This window comes from Acinetobacter sedimenti, assembly GCF_022601685.1.
In the GTDB taxonomy this organism is placed as follows: domain Bacteria; phylum Pseudomonadota; class Gammaproteobacteria; order Pseudomonadales; family Moraxellaceae; genus Acinetobacter; species Acinetobacter sedimenti.
The window spans coordinates 129,657-146,448 of record NZ_JAKUML010000001.1; the positions used below are offsets into that span (position 1 = coordinate 129,657).

16 protein-coding genes and 2 pseudogenes are annotated in these 16,792 nt (G+C 42.4%); 7 read left to right on the forward strand and 11 right to left on the reverse strand.

The window, feature by feature from the left end; genetic code table 11:
- The first annotated feature begins 26 nt into the window (after positions 1 to 26).
- Both rrtA and MKI79_RS00655 read left to right on the forward strand, forming a co-directional pair.
- Positions 27 to 617: a rhombosortase gene (gene rrtA / locus MKI79_RS00650; RefSeq protein WP_241570093.1), complete on the forward strand. Its 591-nt coding sequence runs from the start codon at positions 27 to 29 to the stop codon at positions 615 to 617.
- Between the two features lie 232 nt (positions 618 to 849).
- On the forward strand, positions 850 to 3,033 hold the full coding sequence (locus tag MKI79_RS00655; RefSeq protein WP_241570094.1) for a TRAP transporter large permease subunit: 2,184 nt from the start codon (positions 850 to 852) through the stop codon (positions 3,031 to 3,033).
- Positions 3,034 to 3,153: 120 nt separating this feature from the next.
- Here the strand turns inward: MKI79_RS00655 and MKI79_RS00660 are convergent, their stop codons facing one another.
- The 4 genes from MKI79_RS00660 to MKI79_RS00675 all read right to left on the reverse strand — a co-directional run bounded on the left by MKI79_RS00660 (position 3,154) and on the right by MKI79_RS00675 (position 7,080).
- Positions 3,154 to 4,032 carry a DMT family transporter gene (locus MKI79_RS00660; protein WP_241570096.1) on the reverse strand — a complete coding sequence of 293 codons (879 nt, stop codon included), beginning with the start codon at positions 4,030 to 4,032 and terminating at the stop codon, positions 3,154 to 3,156.
- Between the two features lie 191 nt (positions 4,033 to 4,223).
- The gene (locus tag MKI79_RS00665) at positions 4,224 to 4,700 is read right to left on the reverse strand and encodes a hypothetical protein (protein WP_241570098.1); all 477 of its coding nucleotides are present in this window, start codon (positions 4,698 to 4,700) and stop codon (positions 4,224 to 4,226) included.
- A 23-nt stretch (positions 4,701 to 4,723) separates the two neighbouring features.
- Complete coding sequence (locus MKI79_RS00670; protein WP_241570100.1) at positions 4,724 to 4,930, reverse strand: YheV family putative zinc ribbon protein; 207 nt, start codon at positions 4,928 to 4,930, stop codon at positions 4,724 to 4,726.
- 125 nt (positions 4,931 to 5,055) lie between these two features.
- Entirely contained in the window at positions 5,056 to 7,080 is a 2,025-nt protein-coding gene (locus MKI79_RS00675) for a M3 family metallopeptidase (protein WP_241570102.1), read from the reverse strand.
- Positions 7,081 to 7,372: 292 nt separating this feature from the next.
- Here MKI79_RS00675 and mscL point away from each other — a divergent pair, with 292 nt between their 5' ends.
- Together mscL and MKI79_RS00685 are read left to right on the forward strand one after the other, a co-directional pair.
- Positions 7,373 to 7,804, forward strand: coding sequence for a large conductance mechanosensitive channel protein MscL (gene mscL, locus MKI79_RS00680; protein WP_241570104.1), 432 nt, complete (start codon positions 7,373 to 7,375; stop codon positions 7,802 to 7,804).
- A 153-nt stretch (positions 7,805 to 7,957) separates the two neighbouring features.
- Positions 7,958 to 8,293 carry a gamma-glutamylcyclotransferase family protein gene (locus MKI79_RS00685; RefSeq protein ID WP_241570110.1) on the forward strand — a complete coding sequence of 112 codons (336 nt, stop codon included), beginning with the start codon at positions 7,958 to 7,960 and terminating at the stop codon, positions 8,291 to 8,293.
- A gap of 49 nt (positions 8,294 to 8,342) precedes the next feature.
- Here MKI79_RS00685 and MKI79_RS00690 read toward each other — a convergent pair whose 3' ends face one another.
- The 3 genes from MKI79_RS00690 to MKI79_RS00700 form a co-directional block, all read right to left on the reverse strand.
- The gene (locus MKI79_RS00690; protein ID WP_241570113.1) at positions 8,343 to 8,633 is read right to left on the reverse strand and encodes a peptidylprolyl isomerase; all 291 of its coding nucleotides are present in this window, start codon (positions 8,631 to 8,633) and stop codon (positions 8,343 to 8,345) included.
- A complete protein-coding gene (mutM, locus tag MKI79_RS00695) occupies positions 8,630 to 9,523 on the reverse strand; it encodes a bifunctional DNA-formamidopyrimidine glycosylase/DNA-(apurinic or apyrimidinic site) lyase (protein ID WP_241570115.1) in 894 nt (297 codons plus the stop codon). The genes MKI79_RS00690 and mutM overlap by 4 nt, the downstream gene beginning before the upstream one ends.
- A gap of 204 nt (positions 9,524 to 9,727) precedes the next feature.
- Complete coding sequence (locus tag MKI79_RS00700) at positions 9,728 to 10,447, reverse strand: DsbC family protein (protein WP_241570123.1); 720 nt, start codon at positions 10,445 to 10,447, stop codon at positions 9,728 to 9,730.
- 208 nt (positions 10,448 to 10,655) lie between these two features.
- Between MKI79_RS00700 and MKI79_RS00705 the strand changes: the two genes are divergently transcribed.
- Positions 10,656 to 11,531 carry a pirin family protein gene (locus tag MKI79_RS00705; RefSeq protein WP_241570126.1) on the forward strand — a complete coding sequence of 292 codons (876 nt, stop codon included), beginning with the start codon at positions 10,656 to 10,658 and terminating at the stop codon, positions 11,529 to 11,531.
- Between the two features lie 82 nt (positions 11,532 to 11,613).
- Here MKI79_RS00705 and MKI79_RS00710 read toward each other — a convergent pair whose 3' ends face one another.
- Together MKI79_RS00710 and MKI79_RS00715 are read right to left on the reverse strand one after the other, a co-directional pair.
- The gene (locus MKI79_RS00710) at positions 11,614 to 12,063 is read right to left on the reverse strand and encodes a GNAT family N-acetyltransferase (RefSeq protein ID WP_241570127.1); all 450 of its coding nucleotides are present in this window, start codon (positions 12,061 to 12,063) and stop codon (positions 11,614 to 11,616) included.
- 47 nt (positions 12,064 to 12,110) lie between these two features.
- The gene (locus MKI79_RS00715; protein ID WP_241570129.1) at positions 12,111 to 12,440 is read right to left on the reverse strand and encodes a hypothetical protein; all 330 of its coding nucleotides are present in this window, start codon (positions 12,438 to 12,440) and stop codon (positions 12,111 to 12,113) included.
- Between the two features lie 319 nt (positions 12,441 to 12,759).
- On the opposite strand from MKI79_RS00715, the gene MKI79_RS00720 reads away from it, so the two are divergent.
- On the forward strand, positions 12,760 to 13,293 hold the full coding sequence (locus tag MKI79_RS00720; protein ID WP_241570242.1) for a lipocalin family protein: 534 nt from the start codon (positions 12,760 to 12,762) through the stop codon (positions 13,291 to 13,293).
- 71 nt (positions 13,294 to 13,364) lie between these two features.
- Here the strand turns inward: MKI79_RS00720 and MKI79_RS00725 are convergent.
- Positions 13,365 to 14,558 (reverse strand): annotated as a pseudogene (locus tag MKI79_RS00725) (MFS transporter).
- Positions 14,559 to 14,695: 137 nt separating this feature from the next.
- Between MKI79_RS00725 and MKI79_RS00730 the strand changes: the two are divergent.
- Positions 14,696 to 15,600: pseudogene (locus tag MKI79_RS00730) on the forward strand (LysR substrate-binding domain-containing protein).
- Positions 15,601 to 15,636: 36 nt separating this feature from the next.
- Here the strand turns inward: MKI79_RS00730 and MKI79_RS00735 are convergent.
- A complete protein-coding gene (locus tag MKI79_RS00735; protein ID WP_241570131.1) occupies positions 15,637 to 16,653 on the reverse strand; it encodes a CorA family divalent cation transporter in 1,017 nt (338 codons plus the stop codon).
- Positions 16,654 to 16,792: the final 139 nt, after the last annotated feature.

Consider the following 16,792-nt stretch of genomic DNA (forward strand, 5'->3'; position numbering starts at 1 on the left):
TACTGAAAATCAAGTTAAGGTAGCGAATGAAATCAGAGCAAGGCAAATTGATGTTGATTGTACTCAGTGCAGTGCTGAGTGCAATTATGCAATTTGCGCCTGATTTTTTTATTTATCTAAGTGAGGTGATGTTGTCACAGCCGTGGCGATTTATTACAGCGCATTGGGTGCATGTGGGGTGGGTACATTATCTACTCAATCTCATTGCCTTTATCTGTTTTCCTTTTATTTTCCATAAAATTCGCACACGCCTACTGTTACTTTTTATTGTCATCTTACCGTTGATGATCAGCTTAGGCTTTTATTGGTGCTTTCCTCAGATCGAAGCCTATGCAGGGTTTTCAGGTGTACTACATGGCTTGTATGCAATGGCAGCGCTTGTGTCTTTGCAATTTCCACGTGAACGATTATTTGCGACACTTATCCTTGCAGGTTTGATCGCTAAACTGATTTGGGAAGCAACAGTCGGTGAAATCTCTGCCACGATGCAAATGATAGGTAGTCCGATCTTGATCGAAGCCCATCAGCTCGGCGCATTGATGAGCATCATACTGCTGTTGATGGTTTTGCTTTGGAATCGTATCTGTTCAAAATGGGCACTTCGTTTGGTCTATTAAAAGCGATGGATATTCGCAGATTCGACGGTAAAGACTTGGCAAGAGTTGACTAAATTAACGCAAATAATTTGAAAATAGCTATTTTCAATTGCTTAGAAATACTGCAAATTACACAAAACTGGAAAGTGAGATGTCGGGATCGGCATCAAATGGATGTAATAACAACAAGCAGATGCAATGGTCGAGAAAATGAGCTTCTCAGACTGGCGTTTGTAATCAATGTGGGATACATATGCAAGATAGTAATCAACACCACGATGCACATAAGGTTGATCCAGGGAAGCCTAGAAATGGATATGAATGGTTATCGACCATTGCCATCTTTTTCTTATTGCTACTTACCCTGATCATTGGTACTGGAGAGATGATCCACGGACAGCTATTGCGTGTCGGTGAGCAAATCTACGGTGATCCTGATACTGGGATTCAATACTCCTTCCTGCGTGCAGAGCCTGAAAAACCGAGTTGTGAGCGCAATATTGATATTGATGCTGCAGTTCAACAACAGATGGCAGCCAATCAAAATGATGAATTTGCGGACTTCTTTGGCGTAGCCTCAGAGGAAGATGTACGTAATTCAATCATTGCAGGACAAGCGTCCTGTGTAGAAAAGCATAATTTTTATGATCAGATCGTCACACATATGGACGAGCATCCGAGTGTTCGGACTTATCGTGCCTTTGAAACGACTTTCTTTGGCATCTTTAAGTTTGGTACGGAATACCGTGCGTTACTACTGATGCTCATGGTGGCGATTGCCTCGATCATTACGACCTTTAATATTCATCATATTGGGCTTCGAGCGCCGAGCACCAAGATCGACTTTAAGGTCTATGGTGTGGCAATGGTGATTGCCAACCTATTCCTGACCAGTGCCTGTATTTTCCAGTACAATTCGGCGATGAATGCAGGGGTCGAAGTTGCAACCAAGATGCAGATTATTTACTGGCTGTGGATTGGTTTATTCTCGCTGTTGACCTTGATCAGCTTGTATAAATTGGTGAAACCGCCTGTGCCAACCCAAGAGGGTGGTAGCATCGGGCTAGCATTGTTAAGTGTGCCGTTATATGCCTACATGGCGATTTCTACAGGTGCAAACTTTACATTCCTGATGAATTATCCGATGGGTCAAGCGATCTATTTGGGACAACTCATTGAGTTCTCAAATATCTTCTTGAGCTTATCATTATTCATTTGGGTGGGTATGTTGCTCAAGCGAACTCGTGTCGTCGATTTATTTTTGAATATTCTACGTCCGTGGAACTTCGCGCCTGAAACCTTAACATGGTTGATTCTATTGGCTGCGGCTCTACCAACAGCATATACAGGTGCTTCGGGTATCTTCGTAATCGCTGCGGGTGCGATCATTTATCGTGAAGTATGGAATGCGGGTGGTCGTCGTCAGTATGCGATTGCTGCTGCAGCGATGTCTGGTTCGATGGGTGTGGTACTTCGTCCATGTCTATTGATTGTGGTCATTGCATCACTGAATAAAGAAGTCACAACGGACTTGCTCTACCATTATGGTGTGTACGTCTTCTTGTTGACCTCGACTTTATTCTTGATCATTTCATTGTTCTTGGCGAAAGAGAAGTTCCGTATTGCATCACCTGCGGTCGCATTGCCAAACTCTGCCAAAGCATTGGTACCTGTATCACCGTATATCGTGATCGCAGTAGCAGTTTGGGCATTCTACAAGTTTGTACTTGATACCAACTTGAATGAGTTCACAGCGCAAGTGATCATGCCGATTATTCTGTTGGCAATGGTATTGTTTGATTCACTGCGTAAAGCACCTGAACCACAACCTGCAACAGGTCATTGGGATGAGTCGCTAAAAGACTACGAACATGCCAATGCACCGACACATGAGCCACGTGAAAATATTGGTTTCTTCAAGTCGGTGAGTTATGCGACCTTTGAAACCATTGGTCATATTGGCGCATTGATTATGCTGATGGCATTGTCTGTGAGTGTTGGTGGTTATCTTGAGCGTATCGAAGTGATGAGCATCATGCCAACTGACTTGAGCAGTATCGTGATGGCATTGACCATGCTTGCGATCTTGATGGTCTTCGTCGGTATGGTCATGGATCCATTCGGTGCGGTGATCTTGATCTCTGCGACAGTTGCGCCAGTGGCTTACTCGTATGGTATTGAACCAGTTCACTTCTGGATGATTGCATTGATCAGCTTTGAGTTGGGTTATGTATCTCCACCAGTTGCGTTGAATCAGCTTCTCGCAAGGCAATCCATTGGTGATGCCGAGGTCGCAGAAGCCGATGCAGAAGTCCGTCACAAGTCGTTCTACTATCGATTTGAGCGCTGGTTGTTACCACTGATGGTGATGTTCCCTGCGATGTTGATCGTGACCTTTATTCCATACTTACTCAAGCTATTTGGTTGGTATCAGTAAAGTGTGGTAATTGAAAAAAGTTGAACATCAATAACAAAAAATAAGCATCTTCGGATGCTTATTTTTTTACCTAAAAGAGTAGATATTTTAGCAGTTGTGAAGCTGTTAAAAGAGAAGTCGCTATGAAAATAGACGTTGTACTTTGCGCTGAATCTGTGGCGAACACATCAATAACGCAATAAAAATTAAACTAAAACCAATGACGTTGAGTACATCAGGATATTCTTGCCAAAGCAAAGCTGCCCATATCCCTGCAAAAATAATTGCTAAATAATTCGCAGGACCGATCTGACCCGCAGGTGCGAGCTTATAGGCATGTGACATGCAGAGCTGACTTGTGGTTGCCAAAACGCCTGCACCAACGAGATAAATCATTTCCATCATATCGAATGCACGCCAACGCCAAAACATGGGTACCGCAGAAATGATGGTGGCGATTAAGCAAAAATAGAACACGATACGCACGGGAGGCTCAGTACTGGTCAATGCACGAACCGTGACGAATGCCATCGCTGCACAGAAGCTAGCGGTGATACCAATGGCAGACAAAGTATTAAATAAACCACTATCAGGCTTTGCCACAAAAAGTACGCCGATCATGCCCAAGATAGAGGTGATGATCATCCATGAGGTAATGCGTTCTTTTAAAAATAACCAGGCCACTAAAGGAATAAAAATTGGTGAAGAGTAGGTAAATACCATCGCATTGGACAAGTTCATATGTGCAATAGCATAGAAAAAGCCATACATCGCAATCAGACCGATCACTGCACGCCATGTATGCATCCACAGCTTTTGCGTTTTTAGATTTTGAAAACCTGATCGAATGACCAATGGAAAAATAAAAATCAATCCGATCGCATTACGAAAAAATACGATCGTGGCATTATCAACCGTATGAGAGGCAAGGCGAATCAGTACGCCCATCGTCGCAAAAAGAAAGGCGGATATTGCTAAGAGATAGAGCGCAGTACGGATATTGGAGGTGCTGTCATGCATATTAGAAAGTTGGCACAATAATCGCTATAGTCTGAGAACTTAATTCCTGCTAAAGCGTTAACCTCGTTCGCAGTACTATTTGTACATATTCGCTCAGTTGCCTTGTATCAGAAATCAATTTCTTCGACTATATTGTACCGAAATTCTTAAATGATGCGATGTTTCTTATGTTGTGGATTAATTTTAGTGAATTATTGTACTGAAGTTTGCGTATTTTCAGAATTTTGCAATTGTGCCTCGAGCTCTGCAAGTTGTTGCTCTTTCAGTTCAAGCAATTTATCGGCATCTTGATGTTGTTGTTCAAGCAAAACTTTTTGTTCACCCAGTTGCTTTTGGACTTCCTCAAGTTGCGCAATTTCATCTTTTTGTAGCGCTTGATCTTCAGCGATCGGCTGTTCAACCAGTGAGTCGTCTACTAAGGCCGCAAATTCTTCGCTATTTTCTTGCATTTGCTCGGTTTGTTCGGTCGATTGTTTAGCAATATCTGTGAGCTGTTCTTCGCTAAGCCCATGCTCTTCAAGTGGACGAGCTGATGATGCTTTGTCTGCTGTCGCACTTTTGGCAGGTTGATTATCCTGTAAACCCACGTAGGCTGCGATCGCCAAAACAACGATGCAAATTACACCGATAATGATCCATAAATTTTTATTTGAATTTTCACTCGACATGATGTCTTCCGTAAATACTAAAATTATTTGTGTTGCCGTGGTTTAAACTGTATCACCCCAATATCGTCAGGCGCTTCAGGCTCGACATAGCTTTCTTCGCTAGGTCGTTGCTCTGTATAGTCGCATTCGACACATTCGATCCACTCATCATCAGCGGTGGTGATCATGACGACACGATCTTGTGCCTGACATTTTGGGCATTTCGCCCCTGCGATAAAACGTCGCTTCATGAATACAACCTATGAATTTCAATTGATTGTCACAATGAGATGCTTTGCGATCATTGGATCAAGGCTAAGTGTAGCGAATTCACCTCACCTCGTCCAATATTTCACATGGTTAAGTTTTTAAGGGTTTAAGAAACCGTCCAACCATTATGACGCAATAACGCATCAATGCTTGGCTCACGACCACGAAACTCGGTGAAGGCTTGCAGTGCTTCGACTTGTCCACCCACGGCGAGAATGGCTTTGCGGAAGTCTTGACCTGTTTCCACATTAAAAATACCTTCTTGCTCAAAGCGATCAAAGGCATCACTGGCAAGCACTTCCGCCCATTTGTACGAGTAATAACCCGCTGCATAACCGCCTGCAAAGATATGGCTAAAGCTGTGTTGGAATCTGTTGTCACTTGGTGTATTGAGTACCGCAACTTGACTCCGCACTTGATCTAAAATCTGCTGAATTTGTGCGGTTGTTGGCGCAGGGCTTTGCGCATGAATATCCAAGTCAAATAGTGCAAACTCGACTTGTCTTAAAGTTTGCATCCCTGTTTGGAAGAAGCGTGCTGCGAATAATGCGTCCAACAGTGACTTTTCAAGTGGTGCACCTGAGTCGATATGCGCACTGATCAAGTCTAAACCTTGCTCTTCCCACGCCCAAAACTCCATAAATTGACTTGGTAGCTCCACAGCATCCCACGCTACGGCGTGCGTACCTGCCACGCCGATATGATCAGCTTCAGTCAAGATATGATGCAAACCATGTCCAAATTCATGGAACAAAGTGGTGATTTCATCATGGGTGAGCTGTGCAGGGTGATCGCCAACAGGGGGTGCAAAGTTACACACCATAAACGCCACAGGTTTTTGATCGAGTTGCTGATCTTTGACTTTTGAGCGGAAGCCACTCATCCACGCACCGCCACGTTTATTTTCACGAGCATACAAGTCAAAGTAGAATCCGCCTATCACCTGACCTTGTTCTTCTACTTCATAATATTTGGCGTCAGGATGCCAAAGATCCGCTTGCTTCTCAACGATATTCACCGCATACAGTTTTTCCGCAATTTGGAACAAACCATTGACTACTTTTTGAATTGGGAAATATGGCTTTAAGGCTTCTTGTGACAGGTTGAAATTTTGTTGTTTAATTTTTTCAGCATAATACGCCGTGTCCCATGCTTGTAATTCGCTGATACCGTCTTTTGCAGCAAAGGCTTGGATTTCCGCCAGTTCTTGCTTGGCAGGCGCTTTGGCTTTGTCGGCAAGATCGATTAGAAATTCACGGACTTTTTCTACGCTTGGTGCCATTTTTTTCGCCAATGACAATTCAGCATAATTGGCAAACCCGAGCAACTGCGCTTGTGATTCACGCAGTGCCAAAATCTCTTGCATGATGGCACTATTGTCAAACTCGGCATGTCCGCCAAGCTCTGAGGCGCGCGTGGTATAGGCATGATAGATGGTCTTGCGCAGTTCACGATCATCGGCATAAGTCATGATGGCGAGATAGGCTGGAATGTCTAGGGTTGCGACTGCTTGATCTAAGCCTTTTTGTTCACCGTACTGACGCAGTAGCGCTTGGCTACTGGCAGGAATGCCTTTGAGCTGTGCATCATCAAGTGGCAAATGATATGCCTGCGTGGCATCGAGTACATGATTGGAAAAGTCTGAGGAAAGCTGAGATAAACGAGCGACATTTTCCGCATAAATCGCTTTTTTCTCAGGTGGAAGTGCCACACCAGAGAGTTTAAAGTCTTTGATGGCATGTTGAATTGCGCTTTGCAGTGCAGGACGCAAGTTGGCAAATTCGGCTTGATCAGCGATGAATTGATAAGTTTGATACAGCGCTTCGTTTTGCCCTGCTTGGGTATAAAAGTTGCTAATTTCAGGCAAGAGCGATTGATAGACTTCACGGACCTCAGGCGTGTTCATCACCGCATTAAGATGTGACAGCACACCAAACAGCTCACTGAATTGATTTTCAAATTCATCAAACTGTTCAACAGTATGTAAGCTGTGCTGAAAATCCTGCGGGGTTTGGACCTGCGCAAGCAGATTCAGACCACGTTGAATCAGGTCGAGAATGTCTTGTTTTAATTGTTGAATATTGATTTGACTGAATTGTGGTAAAGGTAATGTCGCTGGTTGGGGTTGCATATTCACACTCTAAAATATTGTCTTCATTGAATTTAATAAGTGCAAAAGCATGTAAAATCAAGCGATCTAGACAAAATAATTAAAATAAAACGTTATTAGCGTTTATATAGGTATTAGCCTTTTAAAAGTAACTATAAAATCTTTTGCAAAATATGAACAAATCGATATTTTTTGTATATTTGCGTCTATCTCTCTTGGTGTTTATATGAAAAACAAGTAAATTGATCATAATTTCTCTTTGCTCGAGAAATATAAATAATGCTGAACAATTTGTAATCTGGAGATTTAGCACATGGGCATGGTACAAGAATTTAAGGAATTTGCCTTAAAAGGCAATATGATGGATTTGGCGATTGGTGTGATCATCGGTGGTGCATTTGGTAAAATTATTGATTCATTGGTCAAAGATGTGATTATGCCTTTGATTTCATGGATTTTGGGCGGTGAAGTAGATTTCACCAATATGTTCGTGATTTTGGGTGACAACCCAAACAATATTCAAACTTTAGAAGCTGCCAAAGAAGCAGGTTTGAATATCTTCCATTATGGTAACTTTATTACCATTTTCATCAACTTTATCTTGTTGGCATTTGTGGTGTTCTTATTGGTGAAAGCCATGAACAAAATGCGTCGTAAAGAAGAAGCTGCGCCTGAGCCGGCGGCAACACCTGAAGACATCGAGTTGCTTCGTGAAATTCGTGATCAATTGAAAAACCGACCATAAGTCGCATTTTTTTAAATCACTATTAGCTACAGAAAAACGGCATTCATTGCCGTTTTTTATGGTCATTTTTAAGCTAACTTGAGCTAAGTTTTTAATAGAAAGTTTATGGTTTTCAGTTTACCATGCCTGAAAATTTGATCATGATCGAGTGAAATGAATACGCTATTTGTCTATGGGACATTACGACCAAATCAAGCAAATGAACATATTCTTGCACCGTTAAACGGAGGTTGGCAAAAGGGCTATGTACATGGTGTGGTTCATACACTGGATTGGGGGCCTGATATTGGATTGCCTGCAATCGTCCTTGATTCTAACGCAGATCAAGTCGAAGGTTTATTCTTTATTCATGATCAGCTTGATGTGCATTTGCAGATGTTGGATGAGTTCGAAGGTTTGCAATACGAGCGCGTCGAAGTACAAGGCTTTGATGACAATGGACAGCCCATTGATGCGTGGGTATATATCATGAAAAATTTGCACGACTGATTTCTATATTAAGCACAATTTTAAGTGTCTATTCTTAAACTCAAAAAAATCAGCGAAAACCATCCATTCGGAATTTAATTTCAAGCAGATGAAAGCCAAATTGGCTTTTGATTGGACCGTGCAGTTTGCGTTCTTCTGCGCTAAAAACCAATTTATCAATCACAGGAACGAGTTGTCCTTTCTTGACCTCGCCGAGCTCACCGCCACGTTTCGCTGAGTTGCAGGTGGAGTGCTGTTTGGCGATCTTGGCAAAATCTGCACCTGCGAGGATTCTTTGCTTAAGCGCTTCGGCAAGTGCTTTGTCTTTGACCAAGATATGGCGAACGATCGCAGTCTTCATTTAACCACTCCATTTGTTTTTCTCGCACTGACTTGAGTCGCCTTTTTCTTCGATTTTGTTGCTGTTGTTTTTATCTTTACCTTTTTCAAAGGCTGACATTGTGGGCAAAAAGCACTGGCACGTTGTCCGAGTTTGATATTTTCAATCGGTGTTTCGCAGTTGACGCACATCTCTCCAACACGCCCATAGGCAAGTAAGGTCTGTTGGAAATACCCATTCTCACCGCTGGCGTTACTATAATCCCGAAGCGTTGAGCCACCGAGTTGGATGGCATGTGCTAAGACTTTTTTAATTTCTGCGACCAAAGCAATTACCTGCGCTTGGCTTAAACTATTGGCAGGCTGAGCAGGGTGAATCGCTGTGTTAAAAAGACATTCTGTAGCATAGATATTGCCCACACCAACCACAATATGATTGTCCATCAAACCGACTTTAATGGCGACTTGCTTGTTTTTTAATTTTTCAAATAAATAATCGGCGCTGAAATCATCGGATAAGGGTTCTGGTCCTAGAGGATCAATGAGTTTTTGTTGATTCAATTGGTCGAGCCAAAGCAAGCAACCAAAGCGTCTAGGATCGTGGTAACGCAAGTGAATATCGCCAAAATCAAAAACCACATGATCGTGCTTTCTAAGTTCGGTATAGGGCTCACAGAGGCGAAAGCTCCCTGACATGCCGAGATGCCAAAGCATCTGTTTTCCCTCAAAATCGGCGATGATGTACTTTGAGCGACGACTTAAATGATTGAGTGTTAAGCCAATGAGTTGTGAAAGATCAGCAGGCACAGCCCAACGCAACGAGGGTTGATAGACCGTGACATTGACTAAGCGTAATCCCAATAAGGGTTCAAGGCTAGCTTTGGTGGTTTCGACTTCTGGAAGTTCAGGCATTCTGAAAGCATATGGCTAAAAATTTTAAGTGTGTAAATCATATCACTATTTGTTTCATCCTTTATTCATATGTTTTCGTGCATACCACGATCAGAGCGTTTGTTACTAAGTATTCGTTAGTGTCGTTGTATTAAGTTTTCATATTTTACAGGTAATAAAAAACGGATGATGAACATCCGTTTTTATCACGCTAATTAGGCTTTTTTACTTTACGGTTTCAAGTAACATTTCTAACTCTTGCGCAGTACGACCACCCGAAATACGTTGTCCATTATTGAGAAATAATGTTGGTGTACCTGTGATATTCAAGGTCGCTGCAAGGTCAATATTTTGTGCGATTGGGTTTTTGCAGTTCTCTACAGCACTCGGCGCTTGTTTGTGAAGCATGTAGTCTTCCCATGCTTCGTAGCGATTTTGAGAACACCATACCTTTTTGGCGATCGTTTCAGCATTTGGGTGTAATGCTTTTAAAGGCATGAGAAATGTGTAAATCGTGACGTTATCCACAGTTGTCAACTCTTGCTCTAGTCGTTGGCAATACGGACAGTCAGGATCGCTAAACACATAGAGTTTACGCTCACCTTTGCCTTTGACATTTTTAACTGCATTTTCTAAAGGGAGCTGACTGATATTGATCTGATTCAACTCTTGTTGACGTTGTTCAGTCAAGTTGGTTTTGGTCTTGAAATCGACCAAATTTCCAACAAAGAAGTAGCGAGCATCTTCATCGGTATAGACTAGATTGCCTGCAACTTGAACCTCATAAATGTCATCGACAGGGCTTTTACCAACGACTTTGGCACTCAAGTTTGGATAATTGTTTTTTAAATTTTTTGTCAATGTATCAGCATCGGCAAAACTTGCACTACTGAAAGTTAGCGCCAACCCCATCAATACGATAGTTGCCTTATGTAGGATCTTCATATCATTACTCATTCCATGTTTTAGACATAATGCAGAAACATCGCAGAATATACAAGATTAGATATGTTCAAAGGCATACCACGTTGAGGGTCGTATTCAAAAGAAAAATCTTTACTGTCGCAATAGTGGAACGATATGTTGACTTTATTGGCTATTTATTCGGCAAATCAACTCCTATAATAGCTTCATAACGAATTGGAGATGAATCATGAGAAAAGTGATCGCAAATATTAACAACAACCAAATGCACTGGGTGGGCGATGGATTCCCAGTACGAAACTTGTTTTCCTATGATCGTTTAGGTCAAGCGATTAGCCCATTCTTACTTTTGGACTATGCTGCACCTTATCCATTCCAACCGACTACTGAAAAACATGGCGTGGGTTCACATCCGCACCGTGGCTTTGAAACAGTGACGATTGCATACAGTGGCGAGGTTTCGCACCGTGACTCAAGTGGCGGTGGTGGTACTATCAAAACAGGTGATGTGCAATGGATGACCGCAGCATCAGGTGTGGTGCATGAAGAGTTCCATTCCACAGATTTTGCTCGAGATGGCGGTATCTTTGAGATGGTTCAGCTTTGGGTGAATTTGCCAGCCAAAGACAAAATGACACCACCAAAATATCAAGGTATCACTGCGGATGAAATTCCAAATGTCACCCTCGATGATGAAGGTAGCAACTTGCGTGTGATCGCAGGTGAATACCTTAACCAAAAAGGTGCGGCTTCAACCTACTCACCTGTCAACATGTGGGATGGTGTGTTGAGAGCAGGCACTACACATCGCTTCTTTGTCCCTGTGACACATAATGCGATGTTGGTCATCTTGAATGGTGAAGTGGTGGTCAATGGTGATCAAACTGTCAAAGCCAATAGTGTTGCAGTCTTGGCACGAGATGGTGAGGCAGACTTTGAAGTCGTGGTCAATCAAGATGCAAAATTCTTGATCCTCACAGGTGAACCATTGAATGAGCCAATCGAAGGTTATGGTCCATTCGTGATGAATACTCAAGCTGAAATCAAACAAGCTTTTGTAGATTTCCAAAGTGGTAAATTTGGTGAGATTCCAACTGAGGCATAATGTCTGAGTAGAAAATGTGAAACACATGAAAAAACGAGGTCAAGTGCCTCGTTTTTTTGTGCAAAAAATGGCTAGAAATGGCTTAAGTATAGCGCTTTAGAAAAAGAACCTTTGTGGAACCAAATTTCTCAACTTTAAATGGTTTGTAGCCTCGTCGTTGATACATCGCAAGATTCTTTTGACTATGCTCACCTGTAAATAGTTCAAACCGTTGTGCGTTCGGAAAAGTCTTTTCTAAGGCTGTAAATAGTTGCGAACCGATACCTTGACCTTGCAACTTTGGAAGGACAGCCATGCGACCAATATGGACCGATGCATTTTTAAAATAGACTTGTCCACTTGCAACTAATTCGCCGTTGAGGATGACTTTAAGAATAGTTTTATGCTCAAATTCCGTAATCAGTTCTGCTAAGGTTTGGGTTAATGGTGGAATATTAAAATCATTATTTAATTCTGCCTCGGAAATAAAAGCTACTCTTTGTAAATCGAGTAATGCGTCTGCGTTCGCAGTCGTTGCACGGTGAATTTCCATTTTAGCCATTCCTACTCTATTGCTAATTTATCTTTAAGCATTAGGATTTAATCCACCAAAACCCAGCCACTTTCACCTTTTGCCACACGTAGATCGGCGGTATTGGTTTGTGCGCCTAAGAATGGCATCTCGACGGTGACATTGACTCGGCAATTCAGATCTTTGGTTTTATCCACCTTATTACAATCCAACTTTTCAAAGCGAGTCACTTTCATGATCTCACCCTCTTGCTTCATGATTCGAGAGGCAAGATCATTGGTTTGATTGATCTGTTCTTGGTAGAGCGCATGTAGTTCTTCTTGACTTGGCTCACGGCTACAGCCTGTTAAAACCAAGCTCGACATCAGGATAATGGCGATAGATAGGATATTCTTCATTGTGATGCTTTCTCGAGTTTTTGTCATTAAGTGATATGGTTAAAAACGAACGATTTTATTGTATGGTGACTTAGTAACTTTTTAAAGCTTACGTTACTGTTTAAAGCATAGTAAATGTTACATAAAAACATAAATTGTAAATTATTATTCGATAAAACAATGAGATTCGACAACAATACGTCATGCAGATATTTGCTTTAATGAATTTAAATTTTTCCATTCAAACTCATTGGAGTAGACGACAATGTACAACAAAAAAGCATGGCACAACAAAAAAGCATGGCTGACTTTTGCCACCATCACAGGAATGGTACTTTTAATGAGCTCGGCATATGCACAGAACAGTGAAATTGCGACACAAACTCCTTCACAAGGAAAGCCTAAAGCGGTTGATGCGATTGACGTGCAAAAATATGCAGGCACGTGGTATGAAGTGGCACGATTGCCGATGTATTTTCAACGCAACTGCGTCAGCGATGTGCAAGCCAAGTATAGTTTAAATGCCGATAAAACCATTCGGGTAAAAAATCAATGTATGAATAAAGAGGGTGAGCTAGATATATCGGAAGGCGTTGCCTATCCACAAAATGATGGTAACAGCCAATTGAAAGTCAGCTTCTTACCAAAAGGGTTGCGTTGGGTGCCTTTTAGCAAGGGGGATTATTGGGTGCTTCGTGTCGATGAAGATTACCAAGTCGCATTAGTGGGCGGACCTTCGCATCGCTATCTGTGGTTATTGTCACGGACACCTGATGTGGATGAAGCGGTGATAGAAGATTATCTCAATACCGCCAAAGCACAAGGCTATGATTTATCGAAACTGGTTCGGACGAAGCATATCGCCGAGAAATAATTGATCTATTGATAAAAGTCTTTTCAGCAAAAATAACGCCTCAAAATAGAGGCGTTTTTTAATTTTAAGGCTTAATTAGACGCGCAAGCTTTTGCTTCAGTTGCAGTGTCAGAGCTGTTGTCAGATCGACGACGCATTTGCCAAAGAACCAACAACATCGCAATGCCTGCCAAAACAGCACCTGTGAGCGATACCGCCACATAGCCAAGTCCTAGACTGAGCACCGCACCACCTGCGGCTGCACCCACAGCATTGCCCAAGTTAAATGCACCGATATTCACAGAAGATGCCAAACCTTGCGCTTCATGTGCCACCTCCATAACACGCATTTGTAATGGTGGCACCACAGCAAAGGTTGATGCACCCCAAATCACTAAGGCAATACCCGCACCAATCGCTGTTTTTGCCAAGATTGGAAACAACAGCATCATCACACTCAATAAACTTAAAAAGCCTAGTAATGTTTTATCAATCGATTTATCTGCAAACTTACCGCCGAGATGATTACCAATCGAGAAGCCAATCCCGATCATCACTAACATAAAGGTAATCAATGTTGGACTGGCATCAGTGAAAGTTTACAAACTTGGCGCAATGTAGGTATAGAGGGTAAACATGGCACTGGCGCCAAGCACCGTCGTCGAAAGCGCAAGTAGCACCGCAGGTCGTGTAAGTACCGCAAGCTCTTGTTTCACATTCGGCTTGTTGCCTTTTTGTCCTTTTGGCAGTACCGCCCACAGTGCAAGCATGGTCACCATACCCAGCCCAGAAATTACCGCAAAAGCATTACGCCAACCGACATTTTGACTAAACCAAGTGGCAAGTGGTACGCCACCAATATTGGCAATGGTCAGTCCCATAAACATCATGGCGACCGCACTGGCTTGTTTCTCTTTCGGTACAAGGCTGGCTGCTACCACCGAACCTATGCCAAAGAATGCACCATGATTCAAACTGGTAATGATTCGTGCGCCCATCAGACTGGAATAGTTTGGTGCGAATGCTGCCAAGATATTGCCAATGGTGAAAATCGCCATCAGCAAGATCAAAGCCTTACGGCGTGTCGCAGATGACAATAGTAGCGTCATAAATGGCGCACCAATCATCACACCCATAGCCTAAGCGGTGATTAGCATCCCCGCTTGAGGAATAGAAATATCCAAACCTGCGGCAATCTCAGGTAAGAAGCCCATCGGTGAAAATTCAGTAGTCTCAATGGCAAATGCACCGACCGCAAGTGCCAACACAGGGAGAGATGATTTCATTCGCAATACTCAAAAAATTGAGAAAAACCCAAGTGTTTTAAGATGATGCTATTCTCTCTAAAAAACGCTTATTGAAAAATTGGACTTTAGGCAAAATGTTGTTGACTAAAAATCAATAATAGTTGTGCTCAATATAGATGAAATCCTCAATTGAAGAACTGATTGCCTTTGTCACCATCGTTGATAGTGGTGCGATCGTCTGTGCAGCGGCACAGCTTGATCAAACTACATCGGGTGTTAGCCGTACCGTGCCTTACAACGCCTTGAATCCAAGCTTGGTGTGACTTTGCTTGAACGTACTACACGCAAGATTAACCTCACGCAAGAAGGGCAAATCTTCTTAGAAAAAGCACGGCAGATACGGCGGGATTTAGAAGCTGCCGAAGATGCCCCATAGGCTTTTGATCAAGAAATTTCAGGCTTGATTCGGATCGACTCGGCAACACCGTTAATTTTGCATGTGGTGGCACAGCTGATTCAGGAGTTTATGCAACTGTATCCTGCAATCGAAATCGAGATGAATAGCAATGACCAAGTCATTGATTTATTGGAGCAACGCACCGATGTGGCATTTCGCTTTGGGCAACTGCAAGATTCGAGTTTGCACGCCAAGTTGCTGTGTCGCAGCCGTTTGTATATTGTTGCCAGTCCAGAATATCTAGCAAAGCATGGTTATCCTGAATCGCCAAATGTCTTGGATCAACATCAATTGATTGGTTTTAGTAAAGTCCCTGCACTGAACACTTGGCATTTAGAGGTAGATGATCGGGCGCTCACCATTCATGCAAAACTCAAAGCCTCTAATGATGAAACGGTGCGCCAATTGACCTTGATGGGCAATGGGATTAGCTGTCTGTCGCAGTTTTTGGTGTCTAAAGACCTGCAACAAGGACGTTTAGTTGCCCTGTTTGAGGATGAAATTACCACACATCATCAAACTATCCATGCGGTGTACTATCAGCAAGATCATTTGCCGAAGCGAGTACGGATTTTTATTGAGTTTTTGGCAGAAAAATTAAAAAATATAGAGATAACTAAGTAGCTTTACTTTTGGATATTACAACAAAAGATTGCAAACTTAAATCCACTTTTTCCAACGGAAATAAATAATCGGTCCAATAAAAAAGATCATGATCAAAATCGCCACGATAATAAAGCTCGTCGTGCCATGCGCAAAAGGCAAGACATCAGTGTTCATACCATAGATACTGGCGATGAGCATCGGTGGCGCAAGCATACTTGGCAAAATCGAGAATCGTTTGATGGTGTCACTTTGTTCAGTATTAATGAATCCTGAGGTGGTATCCATCAGGAAGCGCACTTTTTGAAATAAGAAAGCGTTGTGTTCTACGAGTGAGCGGACATCTTCGTTGAGCTCTCGAATATCCGCATCATAGATATGACTGCCGAGCGCACGAGGGCGTGATAAGAAAGTCAAAACACGACGTAAATCAATCAAACACAGTTGTGCTTTTCCGAGCATATCTTCTTGATGGGCAAGACGTGTAATCATGTCGTCAAGATCAAGAATCTGCTCACGATGATGATTGTTGAGTACTTCGGTGGCGTATTTTTCCAAGTCCTTGTGGATATCTTCCAAGATATCCGCAAGCTCATCGAGTTTGGCTTCAAGTAGTCCTAAAAGTATCCAAACAGGATCTTTAAAATCCATATCGTAATCATTACGACGTGCACGTGCACGGAAAGCACGGAAAGCAACGAGCTTCTCACCACGCAAGGTAATCAAACGATCTTTGGTCAGAATGAAAGCAACGGTCTGAATGGTCGCTGCCAACATATTTTCAAATTCTTCACTTTCACCATCGGCTTGGAAGTTTTTATTTTTGGTGAGGAAGTAAGTGCTGATGTGCAAAATCCCTTCGTCATCACGATAAAAACGTGCTGAAGAAGAAATGTCTTCTAAAGATTTGAGCGTTGGTAGGTTTTGCTTATACGCCTCAAGCACCCAATCTTGCTCTTCATGAGTTGGCGCAATCAGATCAATCCACACCAACTCAGGGTGTAGATCAAAACCACCATTGATGGTGTCATCTTCTAAACTACCGCGATCGGTGGCATAAAACGCTTCAAGCATAGTCGTCCTCCTTGCGCTAGTTGGTCAGATTGAGTTGGTTTTTAAAAGATAAACCGATTAAGTTTGCCTATTGTAGTCAAGCTATTGCAAAAATTGCACTACTTAAAATCACTTTTTGCAAAAAAGCGAGTATGGTTAT